Source organism: Fundidesulfovibrio sp. YSD1 (assembly GCF_055397115.1).
This window is the reverse complement of record NZ_AP043666.1, coordinates 3444071-3460706: the sequence shown is the minus strand read 5'-3', so window position 1 is coordinate 3460706 and position 16636 is coordinate 3444071. Positions and strand designations below refer to the sequence as shown.

General features: G+C 67.3%; 16 protein-coding genes. 9 read left to right on the top strand and 7 right to left on the bottom strand.

The annotated features are described in order from the left end of the window. Positions 1 to 33: 33 nt before the first annotated feature. The 9 genes from ACZ5V4_RS16075 (at position 34) to ACZ5V4_RS16035 (ending at position 10100) form a co-directional block, all read left to right on the top strand. Positions 34 to 765, top strand: coding sequence for a 16S rRNA (uracil(1498)-N(3))-methyltransferase (locus tag ACZ5V4_RS16075; RefSeq protein WP_464315883.1), 732 nt, complete (start codon positions 34 to 36; stop codon positions 763 to 765). A gap of 10 nt (positions 766 to 775) precedes the next feature. Then, positions 776 to 2434 (top strand): diguanylate cyclase, encoded by a 1659-nt coding sequence (locus ACZ5V4_RS16070; RefSeq protein ID WP_464315882.1) that lies wholly within the window; start codon positions 776 to 778, stop codon positions 2432 to 2434. Between the two features lie 52 nt (positions 2435 to 2486). Continuing rightward, the gene (locus ACZ5V4_RS16065; protein WP_464315881.1) at positions 2487 to 3695 is read left to right on the top strand and encodes a replication-associated recombination protein A; all 1209 of its coding nucleotides are present in this window, start codon (positions 2487 to 2489) and stop codon (positions 3693 to 3695) included. Between the two features lie 7 nt (positions 3696 to 3702). Continuing rightward, positions 3703 to 4524, top strand: coding sequence for a potassium channel family protein (locus tag ACZ5V4_RS16060; protein WP_464315880.1), 822 nt, complete (start codon positions 3703 to 3705; stop codon positions 4522 to 4524). Positions 4525 to 4600: 76 nt separating this feature from the next. After that, the gene (gene nadC / locus ACZ5V4_RS16055) at positions 4601 to 5470 is read left to right on the top strand and encodes a carboxylating nicotinate-nucleotide diphosphorylase (protein WP_464315879.1); all 870 of its coding nucleotides are present in this window, start codon (positions 4601 to 4603) and stop codon (positions 5468 to 5470) included. 12 nt (positions 5471 to 5482) lie between these two features. After that, a complete protein-coding gene (nadA, locus tag ACZ5V4_RS16050; RefSeq protein ID WP_464315878.1) occupies positions 5483 to 6520 on the top strand; it encodes a quinolinate synthase NadA in 1038 nt (345 codons plus the stop codon). A 19-nt stretch (positions 6521 to 6539) separates the two neighbouring features. Then, complete coding sequence (locus ACZ5V4_RS16045) at positions 6540 to 7019, top strand: aminoacyl-tRNA deacylase (RefSeq protein ID WP_464315877.1); 480 nt, start codon at positions 6540 to 6542, stop codon at positions 7017 to 7019. A 21-nt stretch (positions 7020 to 7040) separates the two neighbouring features. Further along, on the top strand, positions 7041 to 8621 hold the full coding sequence (gene nadB / locus ACZ5V4_RS16040) for an L-aspartate oxidase (protein WP_464315876.1): 1581 nt from the start codon (positions 7041 to 7043) through the stop codon (positions 8619 to 8621). Between the two features lie 150 nt (positions 8622 to 8771). Further along, positions 8772 to 10100, top strand: a complete 1329-nt coding sequence (locus ACZ5V4_RS16035) for an alpha-amylase family glycosyl hydrolase (protein ID WP_464317844.1) — start codon at positions 8772 to 8774, stop codon at positions 10098 to 10100. A gap of 19 nt (positions 10101 to 10119) precedes the next feature. Here the strand turns inward: ACZ5V4_RS16035 and ACZ5V4_RS16030 are convergent, their stop codons facing one another. The 7 genes from ACZ5V4_RS16030 to ACZ5V4_RS16000 all read right to left on the bottom strand — a co-directional run bounded on the left by ACZ5V4_RS16030 (position 10120) and on the right by ACZ5V4_RS16000 (position 16635). Beyond that, complete coding sequence (locus ACZ5V4_RS16030; RefSeq protein ID WP_464315875.1) at positions 10120 to 10566, bottom strand: PAS domain-containing protein; 447 nt, start codon at positions 10564 to 10566, stop codon at positions 10120 to 10122. Between the two features lie 298 nt (positions 10567 to 10864). Further along, entirely contained in the window at positions 10865 to 12472 is a 1608-nt protein-coding gene (secD, locus tag ACZ5V4_RS16025; protein WP_464315874.1) for a protein translocase subunit SecD, read from the bottom strand. A 78-nt stretch (positions 12473 to 12550) separates the two neighbouring features. After that, entirely contained in the window at positions 12551 to 12976 is a 426-nt protein-coding gene (gene yajC, locus ACZ5V4_RS16020; protein ID WP_464315873.1) for a preprotein translocase subunit YajC, read from the bottom strand. 38 nt (positions 12977 to 13014) lie between these two features. Further along, a complete protein-coding gene (locus ACZ5V4_RS16015) occupies positions 13015 to 13755 on the bottom strand; it encodes a GltB/FmdC/FwdC-like GXGXG domain-containing protein (protein WP_464315872.1) in 741 nt (246 codons plus the stop codon). A gap of 11 nt (positions 13756 to 13766) precedes the next feature. After that, positions 13767 to 14864: a class II glutamine amidotransferase gene (locus ACZ5V4_RS16010; RefSeq protein WP_464315871.1), complete on the bottom strand. Its 1098-nt coding sequence runs from the start codon at positions 14862 to 14864 to the stop codon at positions 13767 to 13769. A 15-nt stretch (positions 14865 to 14879) separates the two neighbouring features. Beyond that, positions 14880 to 16169 carry an NAD(P)/FAD-dependent oxidoreductase gene (locus tag ACZ5V4_RS16005; RefSeq protein WP_464315870.1) on the bottom strand — a complete coding sequence of 430 codons (1290 nt, stop codon included), beginning with the start codon at positions 16167 to 16169 and terminating at the stop codon, positions 14880 to 14882. Between the two features lie 13 nt (positions 16170 to 16182). Next, on the bottom strand, positions 16183 to 16635 hold the full coding sequence (locus tag ACZ5V4_RS16000) for a 4Fe-4S dicluster domain-containing protein (RefSeq protein ID WP_464315869.1): 453 nt from the start codon (positions 16633 to 16635) through the stop codon (positions 16183 to 16185). Position 16636: the final 1 nt, after the last annotated feature.

Here is a 16636-nt window from a genome sequence, read left to right as displayed (position 1 = left end):
CGAAACCGCCCCACACACATTACGCGGCACGCCATGGCCAGACTGGACTCCTTCTACCTGCCCCCGGACAAATGGACGCCGCCCTATACCCTGGAGGGCGACGAGGCCAGACACGCGCTCAAGGTGCTGCGCCTGGCCCCGGGCGCTCGCCTGCGCCTGTTCGACGGCCAGGGGCGCGAGGGCGTGTTCGTGCTGGAGCAGGCCAAGGGCGGCGTGACGCTCAGCCTCGAATCGCAGGCCACCGCCCCCGAGCCCGCCGTGCGCACCTGGCTGGCCCTGGGCTGGAACAAGTCCTCGCGCCGGGGCTGGCTCATGGAGAAGGCCTCGGAACTGGGGGCCGCCGGGATCATGTTCTGGCGCTCCTCCAGGAGCCAGGGGGCCATGCCCGAGGCCCCCAAGGACACCTGGCGGGCGCAGCTCGTGGCCGGGGCCAAGCAGTGCGGCAACCCCTGGCTGCCCGCCATCGAGATGGTCCAGGGCGGGGCCGCCGGGATCAGCGAGCGCTGCCGGGGCTTCGCCGGGCGCTACCTGCCGTGGGAATCCAGGGACGTGACGCGCGGCCTCGGCGCGACGGACTTGACCGCGCCGGGCAGCCGTGTTTTCGTACTCGGCCCCGAAGGCGGGTTGACCAGGGAAGAGGCCGAAATTTTCACCGGCTCCGGCTTTTCCGCCGTGACCCTGGGCCCCCGCCCGTTGCGCTGGGAAACAGCCGCGCTCTTGTGCCTGGGCCTGTCCTGGTGGGGGGCCAACCAGCTAGCCGAGTGAGCACCCCTCGATGAACGCATGGATTCTGGCGGCCGAAGCCTTTACTGTCTACGGCCTCGTTCTCTGGTCGCATTCGCTGCGCCACCGCTTCGGCCTGGCTTTCTTCTATTCGCTCCTGGGCAGCCTCACGGCGGTGATGTCCTGGGTCACGGACGCCGGGGTGGTCGTGAAGCTCGGCGACGTGACCTTCCTGGTGGGCTCCACGGTCTTCTACACCTCGCTTTTGCTCGGCGTGTTCGTGGTCTACGTGTTCGACGGCCCCCGGGCCACGCGCGTGGCCATCCTCACCGTGGTGGGCGTCTCGGCCCTGGTGCCCGTCATCTCGCTGGTGCTGCACTTCCAGACCCGCATCTCGAGCACCGTGCCCCTGGCCCTGGTGCCCATACCAAGCCTGCGCATCAACACAGCCTCGGTGCTCACCACGCTGGCGGACCTGGTGTTCCTGGCCGTGAGCTGGGAGTACCTGCACGGGCGAACGCGCAAGATACCCCTGTGGGCCAAGGCGTTCCTCACCCTTCTCGGCGTCATGTGGCTGGACGTGCTGCTCTTCAACACCGGCGCTTTCGGCGGCACGGAGGGCTTCGTCTCCATCCTGAGCGGCACCTTCCTCAGCCGGCTGATCATCACCTTCTTCGCCGCGCCGATCCTCTGGGCCTACCTGGCCTGGCAGAACGGCATCGCCGGGGTGAGCATGCCGCACAGGCCCGTGTTCGCCATCCTCCAGGAGCTCACGGAGCTGCGCATCGAGCTCCAGACCGCCCAGGAGGAGATCGCCCGGCGCAAGACCGCCGAGACGTCGCTGGCGCGCAGCGAGAAGCGCTACCGCCTGCTCGTGCTCAACGCCAGCGAGCCCATCGCCGTGATCCAGAACGGCCTCTACCAGCTGCACAACCGCAAGTTCCTGGAGCTCACCGGCATGAACGAGGAGGAACTCTCGCTCTCGGTGTTCTCCGAGTTCGTCCACCCCGAGGATCGCGCGGATGTGGAAAAGGCCATGGAGGACGCCATGGCCCATCTGGGCCAGGCCCGCTGCATCGAGTTCGGCTCGGGCTCCGGAGCGCACGGCAGGATGCGCCTGCAGGCCAACATCGTGGGCATCGAGTGGGACGGCTCGGCCGCCATCCTGGCCTTCCTGCACGACGTCACCCGTCAGCGCCTGGACGAGCGCAGGCTCATGGACGAGGCCATGGCCGACGAACTCACCGGCGTGCTCAACAGGCGCGGCTTCGTGGACAAGTACGTGGACGCGGCCCAGACCCTGCTGGACGCCCGCAGGGACTTCTCCGTGCTCTACCTGGACGTGGACCAGTTCAAGTCCATCAACGACCGCTTCGGCCACGCCCAGGGCGACGAGGTGCTGAAATCCGTGGCCCGCGCCGTGACCTCGCAGGTGCGCGAGGGCGACATCGTCGGGCGCATGGGCGGCGACGAGTTCGCGGTGATGCTCCAGGGCGCGGACAGCGGCGAGGCCCGGGCCATCGCCCGGCGCATCCTGGAGCGCGTGCGCGGGGAAGGCGCGGCCGCCTCGGCCGGCGGGGCCACGGTGAGCATCGGCTGCGCGGGCGCGCCCCCGGGCTGCGAGGACACCCCCTTCCAGCTGCTGGACAAGGCCGACCACGCCCTGCTCGAGGCCAAGCGCGAAGGCCGCGACCAGGTGCGCTGCCACTGACAGCACAGGGCCCGGAGGTGACAACCCGGGCTCCAACCCTTAGGTGAAAACCATGCCCCCTCTCGCCCATCTCATCCGTCCGGCGAGCTTCGAGGAGTTCACGGGCCAGGCCCACGTGATCACGCGGCTCCAGGCCATGCTCAAGGCCAAGCGCCTTCCGAGCCTGCTCTTCTACGGCCCGCCGGGCTGCGGCAAGTCCACCCTGGCCATCCTGCTGGCCCGCGAGAAGGGCGTGCCCTTCGTGCGCGTCAGCGCCCCGGAGGCCGGGCTCTCCCAGCTGCGCACGCTCATCGAGGGCAAGGAGATCCTGATCCTGGACGAGCTGCACCGCTTCTCCAAGGCCCAGCAGGACTTCTTCCTGCCCCTGCTCGAACACGGGGACATCACGCTTTTGGCCACCACCACCGAGAACCCCTCGTTCTCCGTGACCAGGCAGCTTCTCTCGCGCCTGCACGTCATGCGCCTGCGCCCGCTCTCCCACGCGGAGATCATGCAGGTGGCCGCGCGCGGGCTCGAAGCCCTCAAGCTCGAACTCTCGCCGGAGAGCGTGGAGCTCCTGGCCGCCATGTCCGGCGGCGACGCCAGGACGTTTTTGAACCTTCTGGAGTTCACCTCCCAGCTGCCCCTGGAGAAGCGCGCAGTCTCCGAGCTGCGCCACAGCCTGCCCGAGCAGGTGGTGCGCGGCGACCGCGACGGGGACCAGCACTACGAGCTGGCCTCGGCGTTCATCAAGTCCATCCGGGGCTCGGACCCGGACGCCGCGCTCTACTACCTGGCCTGCATGCTCGAATCCGGCGAGGACCCGCGCTTCGTCTGCCGCCGCCTGATCCTCTCCTCCTCCGAGGACGTGGGCCTAGCCGACCCGCGCGCCCTGCCCCTGGCCGTGGCCTGCCAGCAGGCCGTGGAAATGGTGGGAATGCCCGAGGGCTTCATCCCCCTGGCCGAGACCACTGTCTACCTGGCCCTGGCCCCCAAGAGCAATTCCGCCTACGCGGCCTACCTCGCGGCGCGCAAGGAGGTCACGGCCCACGGGGTGCTCCCGGTGCCCCTGCACCTGCGCAATCCCTCGGCCAAGCTCCAGCGCCAGTGGGGCTTCGGCGAGGGCTACAAGTACCCCCACGCCTACCCCGGGGCCTGGGTGGAGCAGGAGTACATGCCCCCGGAGCTCACGGGCTTGGGCTTCTACCAGGAGAAGGACCAGGGCGAGGAGCCCAAGCTGGCCGCGCGCTTCAGGGGCCTGAAGAAGAAGCGGGGCTCGTGAGGCGGTGATGCTTCGCAACACGCGCCTGCTGGTCTTCGGGAGCCTGTTCGCCCTGGCCGTCGCCGGGGGCACGCTGGGCTTCAGCCTGGCCGAGGGGCACTCGCTCTTCGACTCGTTCTACTTCACCATCGTGACCATGAGCACCGTGGGCTACGGCGACATCCACCCCTGGACGCCGGAAGGCAAGCTCATCGCCGTGGCGCTCATCTTCGCCGGGGTGGGCACCTTCGTGGGCGTGGTGGAGACCGTGGCCGACTCGGTCTTCGCCGGACGCCAGGAAAAGGCCAAGCGCGAGAAGCGCAACATGATCCGGGGGATCTTCTTTTCCGACATGGGCCTGGCCCTGCTCACGCGCATGGTCGCGGCCGACCCGAACGCGGCGGAGCTCGACGGCAAGCTCGGCGTGGACGCCGCCTGGACGCCCGCCCGGTTCAGGCAGGCCCAGGCGCTCCTGGACGCCCACTCGTTCGCCATGGACGCGGCCCAGGCCGACCTGTCCGGGATGCGCGCCCTGCTGGCCGAAAAGTCCGACCTACTCCTGCGCCTGCTGGAAAACCCCAACATCGGCGAGCACGAGATATTCTCCGACACCCTGCGGGCCATCTACCACCTGCGCGACGAGCTCCTGAACCGCCCGGCCGACCTCTCCGTGCTGCCCGAGAGCGACCTGCGCCACCTGGCGGTGGACATCACCCGCGTCTACGGCCTTTTGAGCAGGCAGTGGCTCGCCTACGCGGCCTACCTCAAGCAGTCCTACCCGTACCTCTTCTACCTGGCGGCCAGGACCAACCCCTTCAACCCCGAGGCCAGCGTGATCGTGAAGGAATGAACGACCCGGCCCGGATTGTGATTTGCTTCACTCCTCTTCTTATTTCAACGCGTTGGTGCTATCCTCCCCAATCACCATGACGGATTTCGACACCTTCTTTTCCGGCCACGCCCGAGACTTCCTGATCCGGGCAGTGGACCTGGCCCTGGACGAGGACGGGCGCGACCTGACCGCCGAGGCGGTCTTCCTGGGTTCCGACCGCCTCAAGGCGCGCATCATCGCCAAGGAGCGCACCCTGGTGGCCGGCCTGCCCATCGCGGACGTGGTGCTTGAGCGCATGGGCATCCTGGAGGCCACGCTTCGCGACTACCGCTGCCGCGACGGGGACCTCTTGGCCCCGGGCTCGCTCGCCGCCGTGTTCGAGGGCCCGGCAGCCGGGCTCATGAAGGCCGAGCGCGTGATCCTCAATTTCCTCTGCCACCTCTCGGGCATAGCCAACCTGACCGCGCGTTACGTCGCCGCGCTCGAAGGCTCGCGCACCAGACTCCTGGACACGCGCAAGACCCTGCCCGGGCTGCGCCATCCCGAGAAGTACGCCGTGCTGGTGGGCGGAGGGCTGAACCACCGCCGCGACCTGTCCGAGATGCTCATGCTGAAGGACAACCACATCGACCGCGCGGGCGGCGTGACCCCGGCCGTCCAGGCCGTGCGCCGCGCCCATCCTGCCGGCACCGTGCCCCTGGAGGTGGAGTGCCGCACCCTGGAGGAGGTCCGCGAGGCCGTGGCGCTCTCTCCCGAGCGCATCATGCTCGACAACATGACCCCGGAACAGATGCGCGAAGCCCTCGAGCTGATCCCCGAAGGCATCGAGACCGAGTTGAGCGGAGGCGTCACGCTGGAGGCGCTGCCCCGGCTGGCGGCCATCGGGGCGGACTTCGTCTCGGTGGGGCGCATCACCCACTCCGCGCCCTACGCCGACTTCAGCATGCAGATCGTTCCGGCCTGAAGGAGCACATACATGACCCAACAAGACCACAACGCCTTCATCGAGGAGGCCCGGGCCAAGCTCGGCAAGGACCTCGTGATCCTGGCGCACCATTACATGTCCGACGCCGTGGCCCGCCACGCCGACCACACCGGGGACTCCCTCGAGCTTTCGCGGAAGATCCCCGACCTGGACGCCCGGCACATCGTGTTCTGCGGCGTGTTCTTCATGGCCGAGACCGCCGCCATCCTGGCCAGGCCCGGCCAGAAGGTGTTCATCCCGGAAATGAACTCGCGTTGCGTCATGTCCGACATGGCCCCGGCCTGGCTGGTGCGCGCCGTGTTGGACACCCTCGACGCGGGCGGGCTCGGGGTGACGCCCTTGACCTACGTGAACTCCTCGGCGGCCGTGAAGGCCCTGGTGGGCGAGCGCGGCGGGTCGGTGTGCACCTCGGCCAACGCCAAGACCATGCTCACCTGGGCGTTGGCGCAAGGCCCGCGCACGCTCTTCTTGCCCGACGTGCGCCTGGCCCTGAACGCGGCCGACTGGATCGGCCTGCCCAAGGAGGAGCGCCACATCGTGGACGTGCGCGAGCACGGCCGCGCCGTGAACCTGGAGAAGGCCGCGCAAGCCAGGCTTTTGTGCTGGCCGGGCCAGTGCGTCATCCATTCGCGCTTCAAGCCCGAGACCGTGCGCAAGGCCCGCGAGCAGTCCCCGGGCTGCCTGGTGGTGGTCCACCCCGAGTGCCACCCCAACACAGTGGCCCTGGCCGACGCCTGCGGGTCCACGTCGTTCATCATCAAGTACGTGGCGGGAGCCCCCGAGGGCAGCGTGATCTACATCGGCACCGAGTACAACCTGGTGAACCGCCTGGCCCAGAAGTACCGGGGAGTGAAGGAGATCAGGGCGCTGACCTACTCCACGTGCTCGAACATGGAGAAGGTCACGGAGCCCAACCTGGCCAAACTCCTGGCCACGCTGGACAGCGCGCCCGAGGTCACGGTGGACGAGGCCCTGAAGGAGCCCGCCAGGCTCGCGCTCACGCGCATGCTCGAGGCCTGCGCCAAATGAGCGCGCGCAAGGACGCGGCGTGACGGCCAAGCCGCCGGTGACGGCCGCCACGCGCCTGCTGAAGGCCAAGGGCGTGGACTTCGAGGTCCGCCTCTACGAGTACGAGGACCACGGGGGCACGACGCGCGCGGCCGTGGAGCTCGGCGTGGACGAGCACGCCGTGATCAAGACCCTGGTCTTCGAGGACGAAGCGAAGCAGCCCTTCCTGGTGCTCATGCACGGCGACCGCGAGGTCTCGCTCAAGGGGCTGGCGCGCGAACTCAAGGTCAAGGCCGTCTCTCCCTGCTCGCAGGAGGCGGCCCAGCGCCATACCGGCTACCAGGTGGGGGGCATCTCCCCCTTCGGCACGCGCAAGGCCTTGCGCGTCTGCGCCCAGAAGAGCATCTTCGCCCTGCCCGCCATCTACATCAACGCGGGCAAGCGCGGGGCCCTGGCCCGGATGGACCCCAAACACCTGCGGGAACTGCTCCCGGTCACTGAAGTGGACGCGGACAGGTAGGCCCGGCACGGGGGAGGCACGATGTACCATTACCGCATGAAGACACAGGTGCTGATCATCGGCTCTGGCGCCGCCGGATGCGCCGCCGCCCTGACCCTGGCCGACCAGGGCCGCGAGGTGGTGCTCCTGTGCGCCGGGGACAGGCTCACGGACGGCAACTCCTCCCTGGCCCAGGGGGGCATCGTCTACACGAGCCCCGAGGACAGCCCCAAGCTCCTGGAGCGCGACATCCTCACCTGCGGCTGGAAGCACAATCACCTGGCCGCCGTGCGCTTCCTCTCGCGCAAGGGCCCCGAGGTGGTGCGCCAGCTCCTCATCGAGCGCCTGAACGTGCCCTTCGAGCGCGCAGAGGACGGCGGCTTCCACCTGACCAAGGAGGGCGGCCACAGCCTGCCGCGCATCCTGCACTGCGCGGACTCCACGGGCCGTTCCATCATGCAGCACATGGTGGCGGCCGTGGAGGCCCACCCCAACATCACCGTGCTCACGCGGCGCACGGCCGTGGACGTGCTCACCTCGCACCACCACGCCTCCTTGCTGGAATACAAGTACCACCTGGTGAACCAGTGCCTGGGCGCGTACGTGTTCAACGAGCTCTCCGGGGCCGTGGAGACCATCCTGGCGGACTACACGGTGCTGGCCACGGGCGGCGTGGGGCAGATTTACCTGCACACCACCAACACCCGGGCCTGCGTGGGCTCGGCCGTGGCCATGGCCTACCGCTGCGGCGCGCGCTACATGAACATGGAGTTCATCCAGTTCCACCCCACCGCCCTCTTCCACCGCGCCGAGCGCAGGTTCCTGATCACGGAGGCCATGCGCGGCGAGGGCGCGAAACTCGTCAACAGCAAGGGCGAGGCCTTCATGTCCCGCTACGACGCGCGCGCCGACCTGGCCCCGCGCGACATCGTCACCCGGGCCATCATGGAGGAGCTCCTCAAAACCGGCGAGGACTGCGTCTTCCTGGACGCGGCCAACCACGTGGCCGACGTGGCCAGGCGCTTCCCGGGCATCGCCGGGAAATGCTCCGAAATCGGCATCGACATCGCCTCCCAGCCCATTCCCGTGGTCCCGGCCGCGCACTACTCCTGCGGGGGCGTGCTCGTGGACGCCCACGGGCGCACCACCGTGGACCGGCTCTACGCCGTGGGCGAGTGCAGCTGCACGGGCGTGCACGGGGCCAACCGCATGGCCTCCACCTCGCTCCTGGAGTGCGTGGTCTGGGGCGTGAGCGCTGGCTCCTACATCGGGTCGCGCTTCGGGGCCAAGCCCACCATCGGGCGAAAGCTGGCCGACTCCATCCCGGACTGGGTCAGCCCCGGCCAGGACCGCAACGAGGACCCGGCGCTCATCAGCCAGGACTGGACCACCATCAAGACCACCATGTGGAACTACGTGGGCATCCACCGCACGGCGTCGCGCCTCAAGCGCGCCTTCGAGGACCTGCGGGACCTGAACGTCCACCTGCACGACTTCTACCGCGAGACCCCCCTTTCCAAGCCCATCGTGGACCTGTTCCACGGCTGCCAGGCGGCCTACATCATCACCCTGGCGGCCATGCGCAACACCAGGAGCCTGGGCTGCCACTACCGGGTGAACTGAAGCTTCGCGGCCCGTTTCCGGAAGGGCGCCGCCCCTTCCGGAAACGGATCGCGGTTGCATCAGGCCCCCCGAAGGGGTAGTCAGGCGTCATCATCCCTCATTCCTGATCGCGCGATGCGTCCCCTCGCGAGGAGGTGCGCCGTGGGCGTCATGATGCAGGCCTTCTATTGGGATTGCCCCGTCCAGGAGAACGTTCCCGGGCTCTGGTGGAACAAGGTGCGCGAGAAGACCGCGGCCCTGGCCGCAGCCGGGTTCACGGCCCTGTGGCTGCCGCCCGTGCACAAGGCGGGCAACGTGGGCGGCGTCTCCATGGGCTACGACCCCTACGACTATTTCGACCTGGGCGAGTACGAGCAGAAAGGCGGGGAAAAGACCCTCTTCGGCTCGCGCGGCGAGTTGGAGGCGCTCGTGCGCGAAGCCCACGCGCGCGGCGTGCAGGTCTACGCGGACATGGTCCTCAACCACAACAACGGCGCGGACGGCAAGGAACGAAACGACATCGACGGCCAGGAGCGCTGGACCCGCTTCACCCCGGCCAGCGGCCGCTTCGCCCGGGACAAGTCCCACTTCCACCCCTGCCGCCACGAGCACTGGGACAACGAGGCCTTCGGCTCCATGCCGGACCTCTGCCACCGCCACCCGCACGTCTACGCCAACATGCTGGAGCTCGCGCGCTGGCTGGTGGAGGATATCGGGTTCGACGGGTTCCGCTACGACTTCGTCAAGGGCTACGGCACATGGCTGATAAAGAGCATCCAGGAGTACCGCTATCGCCGGGGCGGGGACGAAGTGAGGCCCTTCGGCGTGGGCGAATGCTGGGACGACGCGCGCACCATCGCGGACTGGCTGGACGACGCAAACGCCTTCAGCGACAACCCGGTCTGCGCCTTCGACTTTCCCCTGCGCTGGGAGCTGAAGGCCCTCTGCGACAGCTTCGGGCACGACCTGCGCGGGCTGTGCAAACCCGAGTTCCTCTACCGCTCGCACCCGGCCAAGGCAGTGACCTTCGTGGACAACCACGACTTCCGGGGCGGCTCCGCCCCGGACCAGATCGTCAACGACAAGCTCCTGGCCTACGCCTTCATCCTGGCCCACGAGGGCTACCCCTGCGTGTTCTGGAAGGACTACTTCAACTACGGGCTGGCCATGCCGGGCAGCCCCAACGGGCTGGACGCGCTGGTTGCGCTGAACGCCAGCCACGCCAACGGGCGCACGCGCGTGCACCAGGCGGACCAGTCGCTCTACGTGATGGAGAGGATGGGCCTGGAGGGCAGGCCCGGGCTCGTTTTCTTGCTGAACAACGACGGCCGCTGGCGCGGCTGCGAGGTGGATACGGGTAGGCCCGGCGGCAGGTATGCGGCGCAGGCCTGGTGGAGCGCCCTGGACATGGCTTCCCCGCGCGACCAGTGGACCGGCGATTCCGGCAGGGCCGTGTTCTACGCGCCCCCGCGCGGCTTCGCGGTCTACGTGCGGCAGTGAGGGGAGGCGGCGGCGCGCCTCACGGCTGGCGCACGCAGGCCACGTGGAGCTCGCCTTCCACGGCCATGGGGCTCACGCCCCAGAGGCTGACCCTGTTCTCGCGCCTGCAGGCGAGCTCAACCCCGGCGACGGCCCGGCGCGAGTTGTACGCCGCGGAGAAGGCCCGCATCGCGGGGCATGCAGGGCACGACGGGCTGGTGCCGCATCCGCTCAGGGATTCCACGGCCGAGGGGCAACACAGCAGGTCGCCTATGCGCAGGCCGAGAACCTCGCCCAGGGTTCTTGAAAAACGCGAGAGGAAAGCGTCGTTGACGTAGACGGTCTGCAGGAATCTGTTGACGACCATCACGGGGCTCGGAACGATGGAAAAAAGGGCGCCCAGGCACTCGTGAACCCTGCCGCTTTCGGCCAAGAGCGCATCCCAGGGGAGCCTCGCTCCCCCACGGCTCAAGTCGCATTCGACCATGACAGTCTCCATGCTTCATTCTCGGCAACCCGCCGGGGGTGTGCATGCCGGAACGAGTCGAACAACTTGATGCGGAACGGGCTGCATCGATGCGAAATGCTCGCCTGCGGAAAAACACGTAGTGAACGCCCTATCCCATTCATCTCCGAATTAATCAAGATTGCGCTTTCATGATTCCCTCCGCCCGCGCGCCTCGTCCTTTCCGCCGGAAACACCGTCGGGCGCGCCGCCCCGAACGGGAAAACAAAAAGGCGCGGCCGAAGCCGCGCCTTAAGCGTCCGAACGGGTCCGCGCCCCTCTAGATGGAGAGGCGCGTCTCGGCCTTCCTGCCGTTCATCCACAGGTCCATGAGCGTGTGGCTGACGAAGATGGCCGTGAACATGGAGGCCACGATGCCGAGCAGCAGCGTGACGGCGAAGCCCCTGATGGGGCCGGTGCCGAACTCGTAGAGCACCACGGCGGCGATGGCCGTGGTCACGTTGGCGTCCAGGATGGTCAGGGTGCCGCGCGAGAAGCCCTCCTTGATGGAAGCTCGCGAAGGCAGGCCCAGGCGTATCTCCTCGCGGATGCGCTCGAAGATGATGATGTTCGCGTCCACCGAGAGGGCCATGGTCAGGATGATGCCCGCGATGCCGGGCAGCGTGAGCGTGGCCCCGAACATGGCCAGGCCGGCCATGATCAGCACGATGTTGAACATCAGGGCGATGTTGGCCACCACGCCCGAGACCCCGTAGTAGACCAGCATGAACAGCGCGATGGCCGCGCAGGCCACGCCCACGCTCACCACGCCGTTGTCGATGGACTCCTGGCCCAGGGAGGGGCCCACGGTGCGCTGCTCGAGCACGTTCACCGGGGCGGGCAGCGCGCCGGCGCGCAGCACGACGGCCAGGTCGCGGGCTTCGGTCTCGGAGTAGCGGCCGGTGATCTGGGCCCTGCCGCCCGCGATCTTGTCCTGGATCACCGGGGCCGAGTAGGCCTTGCCGTCCAGGATGATGGCCATGCGCTTCTTGATGTTCTCGCCGGTGATGCGCTCGAACACCTTGGCCCCGCGCGAGGTGAAGGTCAGGCCCACGTAGGGCTGGTTGTTGTTGTTGTCGAAGCTCACCCGGGCGTCGGCGATGTGTTCGCCGGTCATCACCGCCTGGGACATGACCACCAGGGGCTTTTCGGTGACGTCGGTGGGCTTGGGCCCGGTGGAGACGCGCTCCATTATCAGCTCGCGGCCCGGGGGCAGCACGCCCTTGGCGGCCTTGAGCGGGTCGGCCGACTCGTCCACGATCTTGAACTCGAGGTGCGCGGTCTTGCCCACCAGGGCGATGGCGCGGTCGGGGTCCTGCATGCCGGGCAGCTGGATCTGGATGCGGTCCGAGGACTGCTTGCGGATGTCGGGCTCGGCCACGCCGAACTGGTCGATGCGGTTGCGGATGGTCTTCACGGCCTGGTCCACCGTGAGGTTTTCCAGGTTCTTCAGGTATTCCGGGCTGAAGGACAGCACGTACTTGACCTTGCCGTCGTCCACGGTCTCGGTCTTGTCCACGCGCGTGCCGGTGAACTGCTTCTTGAGGATGTCGTCGAATTCGGCCTTCTTCTCCGGGTTGGCCAGCACGAACTCGATGTGGCGCGAATCCAGCAGGTTCTGCCGGATCACGGCCATGTCCTTCTCCTGGGCGGCCGCCTTGATGTCGATCCCGGTCTGGGAGAGGGAGTTGCTGAGCGCCTTCTCCACGTCGACGCCCAAGGTCAGGTGAATGCCGCCCTTGAGGTCGAGGCCGAGGCTGACCTGTTTGGCGGGCAGTATCCTGCCCAGAGGCGACTCCCGGACGGAATCCACGGACGGCAAGGTGAACATGAGGCCCAGGACGAGGGCCACGGCAACGATGATGAGACGCCAGGACAGGCTGGACATGCACGCTCCTTCACGCGCGAAAAGGGGAAACCCCAGGTTCCCCCTTCGCAAATGGTCAAAAGGTGAGGCAGAACCGGCTTACTTGTTTTCTTCCGGCTTGTCTTCCTTCTTCTCTTCGGGCTTTTCGGCCGCCTCGGGCTTCTTGTCGGCCTTCTTGGCGTCCTTCTTGGGCTGTTGGGCCTGGACCAGGTCGGCCAGTCCGGCCACGTAGCTGCGCATCACGGTGATGACCACCCCGGGGGCGATCTCGACATTCACCTTGTCGTCGGTGATGGATTCGATACGCCCGTAGATGCCCCCGCCGGTGACGATGCGGTCGCCGCGCTTGAGGTTTTTCAGCATCTCGCGCATTTCCTTCTGCTTCTTCTGCTGCGGACGGATGAGCAGGAAGTAGAAGATCACGAACATCAGGATGAGAGGCAGGAAAGACATCAGTCCGCCCTGCGCGCCATCCGCTCCCGCGGGCGGCTGGCCCATGGCGTAGGCCACGCTGGTCAGCAACATTGAATCCTCCAGTGGGTAGGTTACGTGTTTCCCAGGCCCTAGCAGGCGACGTACAGGTTGCCGTAGGGGCGATGGGAGAACGGCTTCACGCGCTGGAAGGGTTCAGCCAAAACGGCCTTCAAGTCAACCCCGAATTCCCCGCAGTACTGTTCGAGGTTGGGGACGATGACCTTCATGTCCTCCTCGTCGCAGGGTTCGGCCTTCAGGTGGGGGCCGAGCTGCTCCAGGGGAACCTCGCCGCGCACGTAGATCGCCCCTCCGTGCATGCCGGTGCCCATGGAGCGCCCGCAGATGGGCGCGTCGGGCTTGCCGGTGGTCATGCCCAGGAGGATGATCGCGCCCCCGGCCATGTATTCGCCCAGGAAGTCGCCGGCCTTGCCGCCGACGACCAGGACCGGGAACTTCTCCTTGTAGGCCTTCATGTGGATGCCCACGCGGTAGCCCACGTCCCCCTTGATGAACACCTTGCCGCCGCGCATGGCGTAGCCGACCACGTCGCCGGCCATGCCGTTTATCACCACCAGGCCGTCGTCCATGGTGTTGGCCACGCCGTCCTGGGCGTTGCCCTCCACGCGGATGTAGGGCCCGCGCATGAAGGCGGCCATGTCCTGGCCGGGCACGCCGTGGATGAGGAACCTGAACTCCCCGTCCAGGCCGTCGGCGATGTAGCGCTGGCCGCGCACGTTGACGATCTCGAACTCGGTCTCGCCCTTGGCCACCAGTTCGCGGATCTGCTTGTTCAATTCACGGTAGTAGATGTTGTCGGCATCGAGCAGCATGTCGCGTCCTCTTAGTCTTCCAGCTTCACGATGACGGGTTCGCCCGCCTTGGGGGCCCAGACGGTGTCCAGTTCGCGGCAGACGTCGCGGATGGAGGACTCCTCGCTGGACATGAACACGTTGGCTCCACGCTCGGCGATGATCAGCGGGCGCAGCTTGATGCGGTCGTTCAGGCCCATCAGGCAGGTGCCGTCGGAAACCAGGATGGCGAAGGGGCCGTTGAGCAGGGCCGAGCCGTAGACCATGCGCAGGGCCTCGAAGGCCTTGCGCTGCTCCTCGGGCATCCGGGCGATCTCGTCCCAGAACGGGGGGGCGAAGACCCAGGAGGCCATGCGCAGCGACAGCCCGTGCTTGCGCACCAGAAGGTCCAGCTCGTAGGCCACCACCTCGGTGTCGGTCATGAGCGTGCACTCGTAGTCGTGCTCGCAGAGGTAGCGGCGGTTGATGCCGTAGGAGCTGATCTCGCCGTTGTGCACGATGGACCAGTCCAGCAGCGTGAACGGGTGCGCCCCGCCCCACCAGCCCGGGGTGTTGGTGGGGAAGCGGTTGTGCCCGGTCCAGATGTAGGCGTTGTATTCGTCCAGGCGGAAGAACTCGGCGATGTCCTCGGGGAAGCCCACGCCCTTGAAGGCGCCCATGTTCTTGCCCGAGGAGAAGACGAAGGCCGGGGTCTTCTTGTTGATGTGCATGATGACGTTGACGATGTAGTCCTTCTCGTCGTTGGAACGCCACATGGGCCTGTCCATGCCCTGCTTGGGAGTCAAAAAGAAGCGCCAGACGATGGGCGGGTTCTTGATGACCGGGGTGGGCCGGGTGGGGATGGGCTGGGACTCGTGGATGGTGAAGAACTGCTTCACCAGCTCCTCGGCGCGGTCGAGCCCTTCCTGGGTGTCGGCCATGATGTGGAAGGCGTACTTGTCGGCGTGCTCGGGGTAGATGCCGTACGCCGCGAAGCCGCCGCCCAGGCCGTTGCCCCGGTCGTGCATGGTGCACATGGCCTGGATGGGCATGGAGCCGTTGATGAGCTCGCGCTTGGTGTTGATGACACCGAAGACGCCGCACCCGGAGATGTCCTTTTCGAAGTCGTAATATCTTTCTGGAGCCTTCATGGCTGTAGCGTCTCCTTAAACGATCTCTTGCGCGCCGACGGGGTTGAACTGCTCGTCGAAGAAGCCTTCCGGCCACTGGAGGATGGAGGGCTGTCCCTTCACGAGCTTGTCCTTGGTAGGCGCGTCCAGGGGGAATTTGAAGCGGATGAAGCCGGTGTAGAGCCCGGCGATGTCGATCTCGCCCAGCAGCACGTAGCCCACCAGCCTGTCGTCCTTGAAGACCAGCTTGCGGTAGGTGCCGTGCTCCTCGTCCAGGTCGTCGGAGACGGTGATCCCGGCCTCGCCCGGGGCGGGATTGACCACGCCCACCGAGACGGTGGGCAGCCCGTAGAACGAGATGGAGTTCATGGCCAGGCCGCCCGTGTAGGGGCTCTGCGCCCCGGCCATGTTCTTGCCCGCGTAGAAGCCCTGGTTGAAGGCGTTGGGCCAGATGGGCACCACGCGGTTCTCGTCCAGGATCAGGTCGCGGGCCTGGGCCACGTCGCCGGCCGCGAAGATGTCCGGGTCGGAGGAGGCCAGCATGTCGTCCACCAGGATGCCCCGGTCCACCTTCACGCCCGCGTCCTTGGCCAGGGCCGAGGCGGGCACCACGCCGATGGCGATGACCACGGCCTGGCAGGGGATGAACGTGCCGTTTTTGAGCATCACGCCCTTGACCTGGCCGTCCTCGCCGCGGGTGATCTCGGTGGCCTGGGTGGAGCAGTGCACGCTGATGCCCACTTCCTCCAGGCGCTTGGCCACCAGGTTCCCGGCCTTGTCGTCGAACGCGGCCGAGAGCACGCGGGGGGCGAGCTCCACTATGGAGATCTTCACGCCCCGGTCATGCAGGGACTCGGCGGCCTTGAGGCCGATGAGGCCTCCGCCGATCACCACCACGTCCTTGCAGTTCTTGGCCACGTCCATGAGCGTCTCGGCGTGGGCCAGGGTGGTGAAGGTGTAGACCCCGGGGCCGTCCTTGCCCGGCAGGGGCGGCACGAAGGGCACGCCGCCGGTGGCCACCAGGAGCTTGTCGTAGAGGTAGTTGTGGCCGTCGGCCGTGGCCACCGTTTTGGCCTTGGCGTCGATGCCGGTCACCTTGGTGCCCAGGATCATCTTCACCTTGTTCTTGTCGTAGAAGGTCACGGGGCGCAGCTGCATGCGCTCGGGCCCGATCTTTCCGGCCAGCAGGTAGGAGATCAGCGGGCGGCCGTAGGTGGGGGTGCTCTCCTCGGAGATGACCATGACCTCGCCGTCGGGGTCCACCCTGCGGATGCCCTCGATGGCGCCCACGCTGGAGACGCCGTTGCCCACGATAACGTATTTCATCGCGCTTCTCCCTTTAGTCCTTGCCGCGGTCTTCGAAGACCAGGGCCGCGTTGGGGCAGGCTTCCACGCAGGCGGGCATGTCGCGTCCGGCGCACATGTCGCACTTGACGATCTTTTCCTTGAAGGGGTGCCTGCGGATGGAGCCGAACGGGCAGGCCATCAGGCAGGACCAGCAGCCCACGCACTGCTCTTCGTTGTACTCGCAGCGTCCGGTCTCGCGGTTTTTCGTCAGCGCGCCGGAGATGCAGGCGGCCACGCACATGGGCTCCTGGCAGTGGCGGCAGGAGAGGGCCACGCACACGGGGCCCTCCTGGGCCACGCTGCGCCGCGCGGACAGGCCGTCCTGGGCCTTCTCCACGGTGTGGGCCAGGATGGTGTCCTTGGTCTTGGAATGGGCGGTGAGGCAGGCCACCTCGCACAGGTGGCAGCCGATGCACACTTCCTTGTTGGGATAGATCTTCTTCATG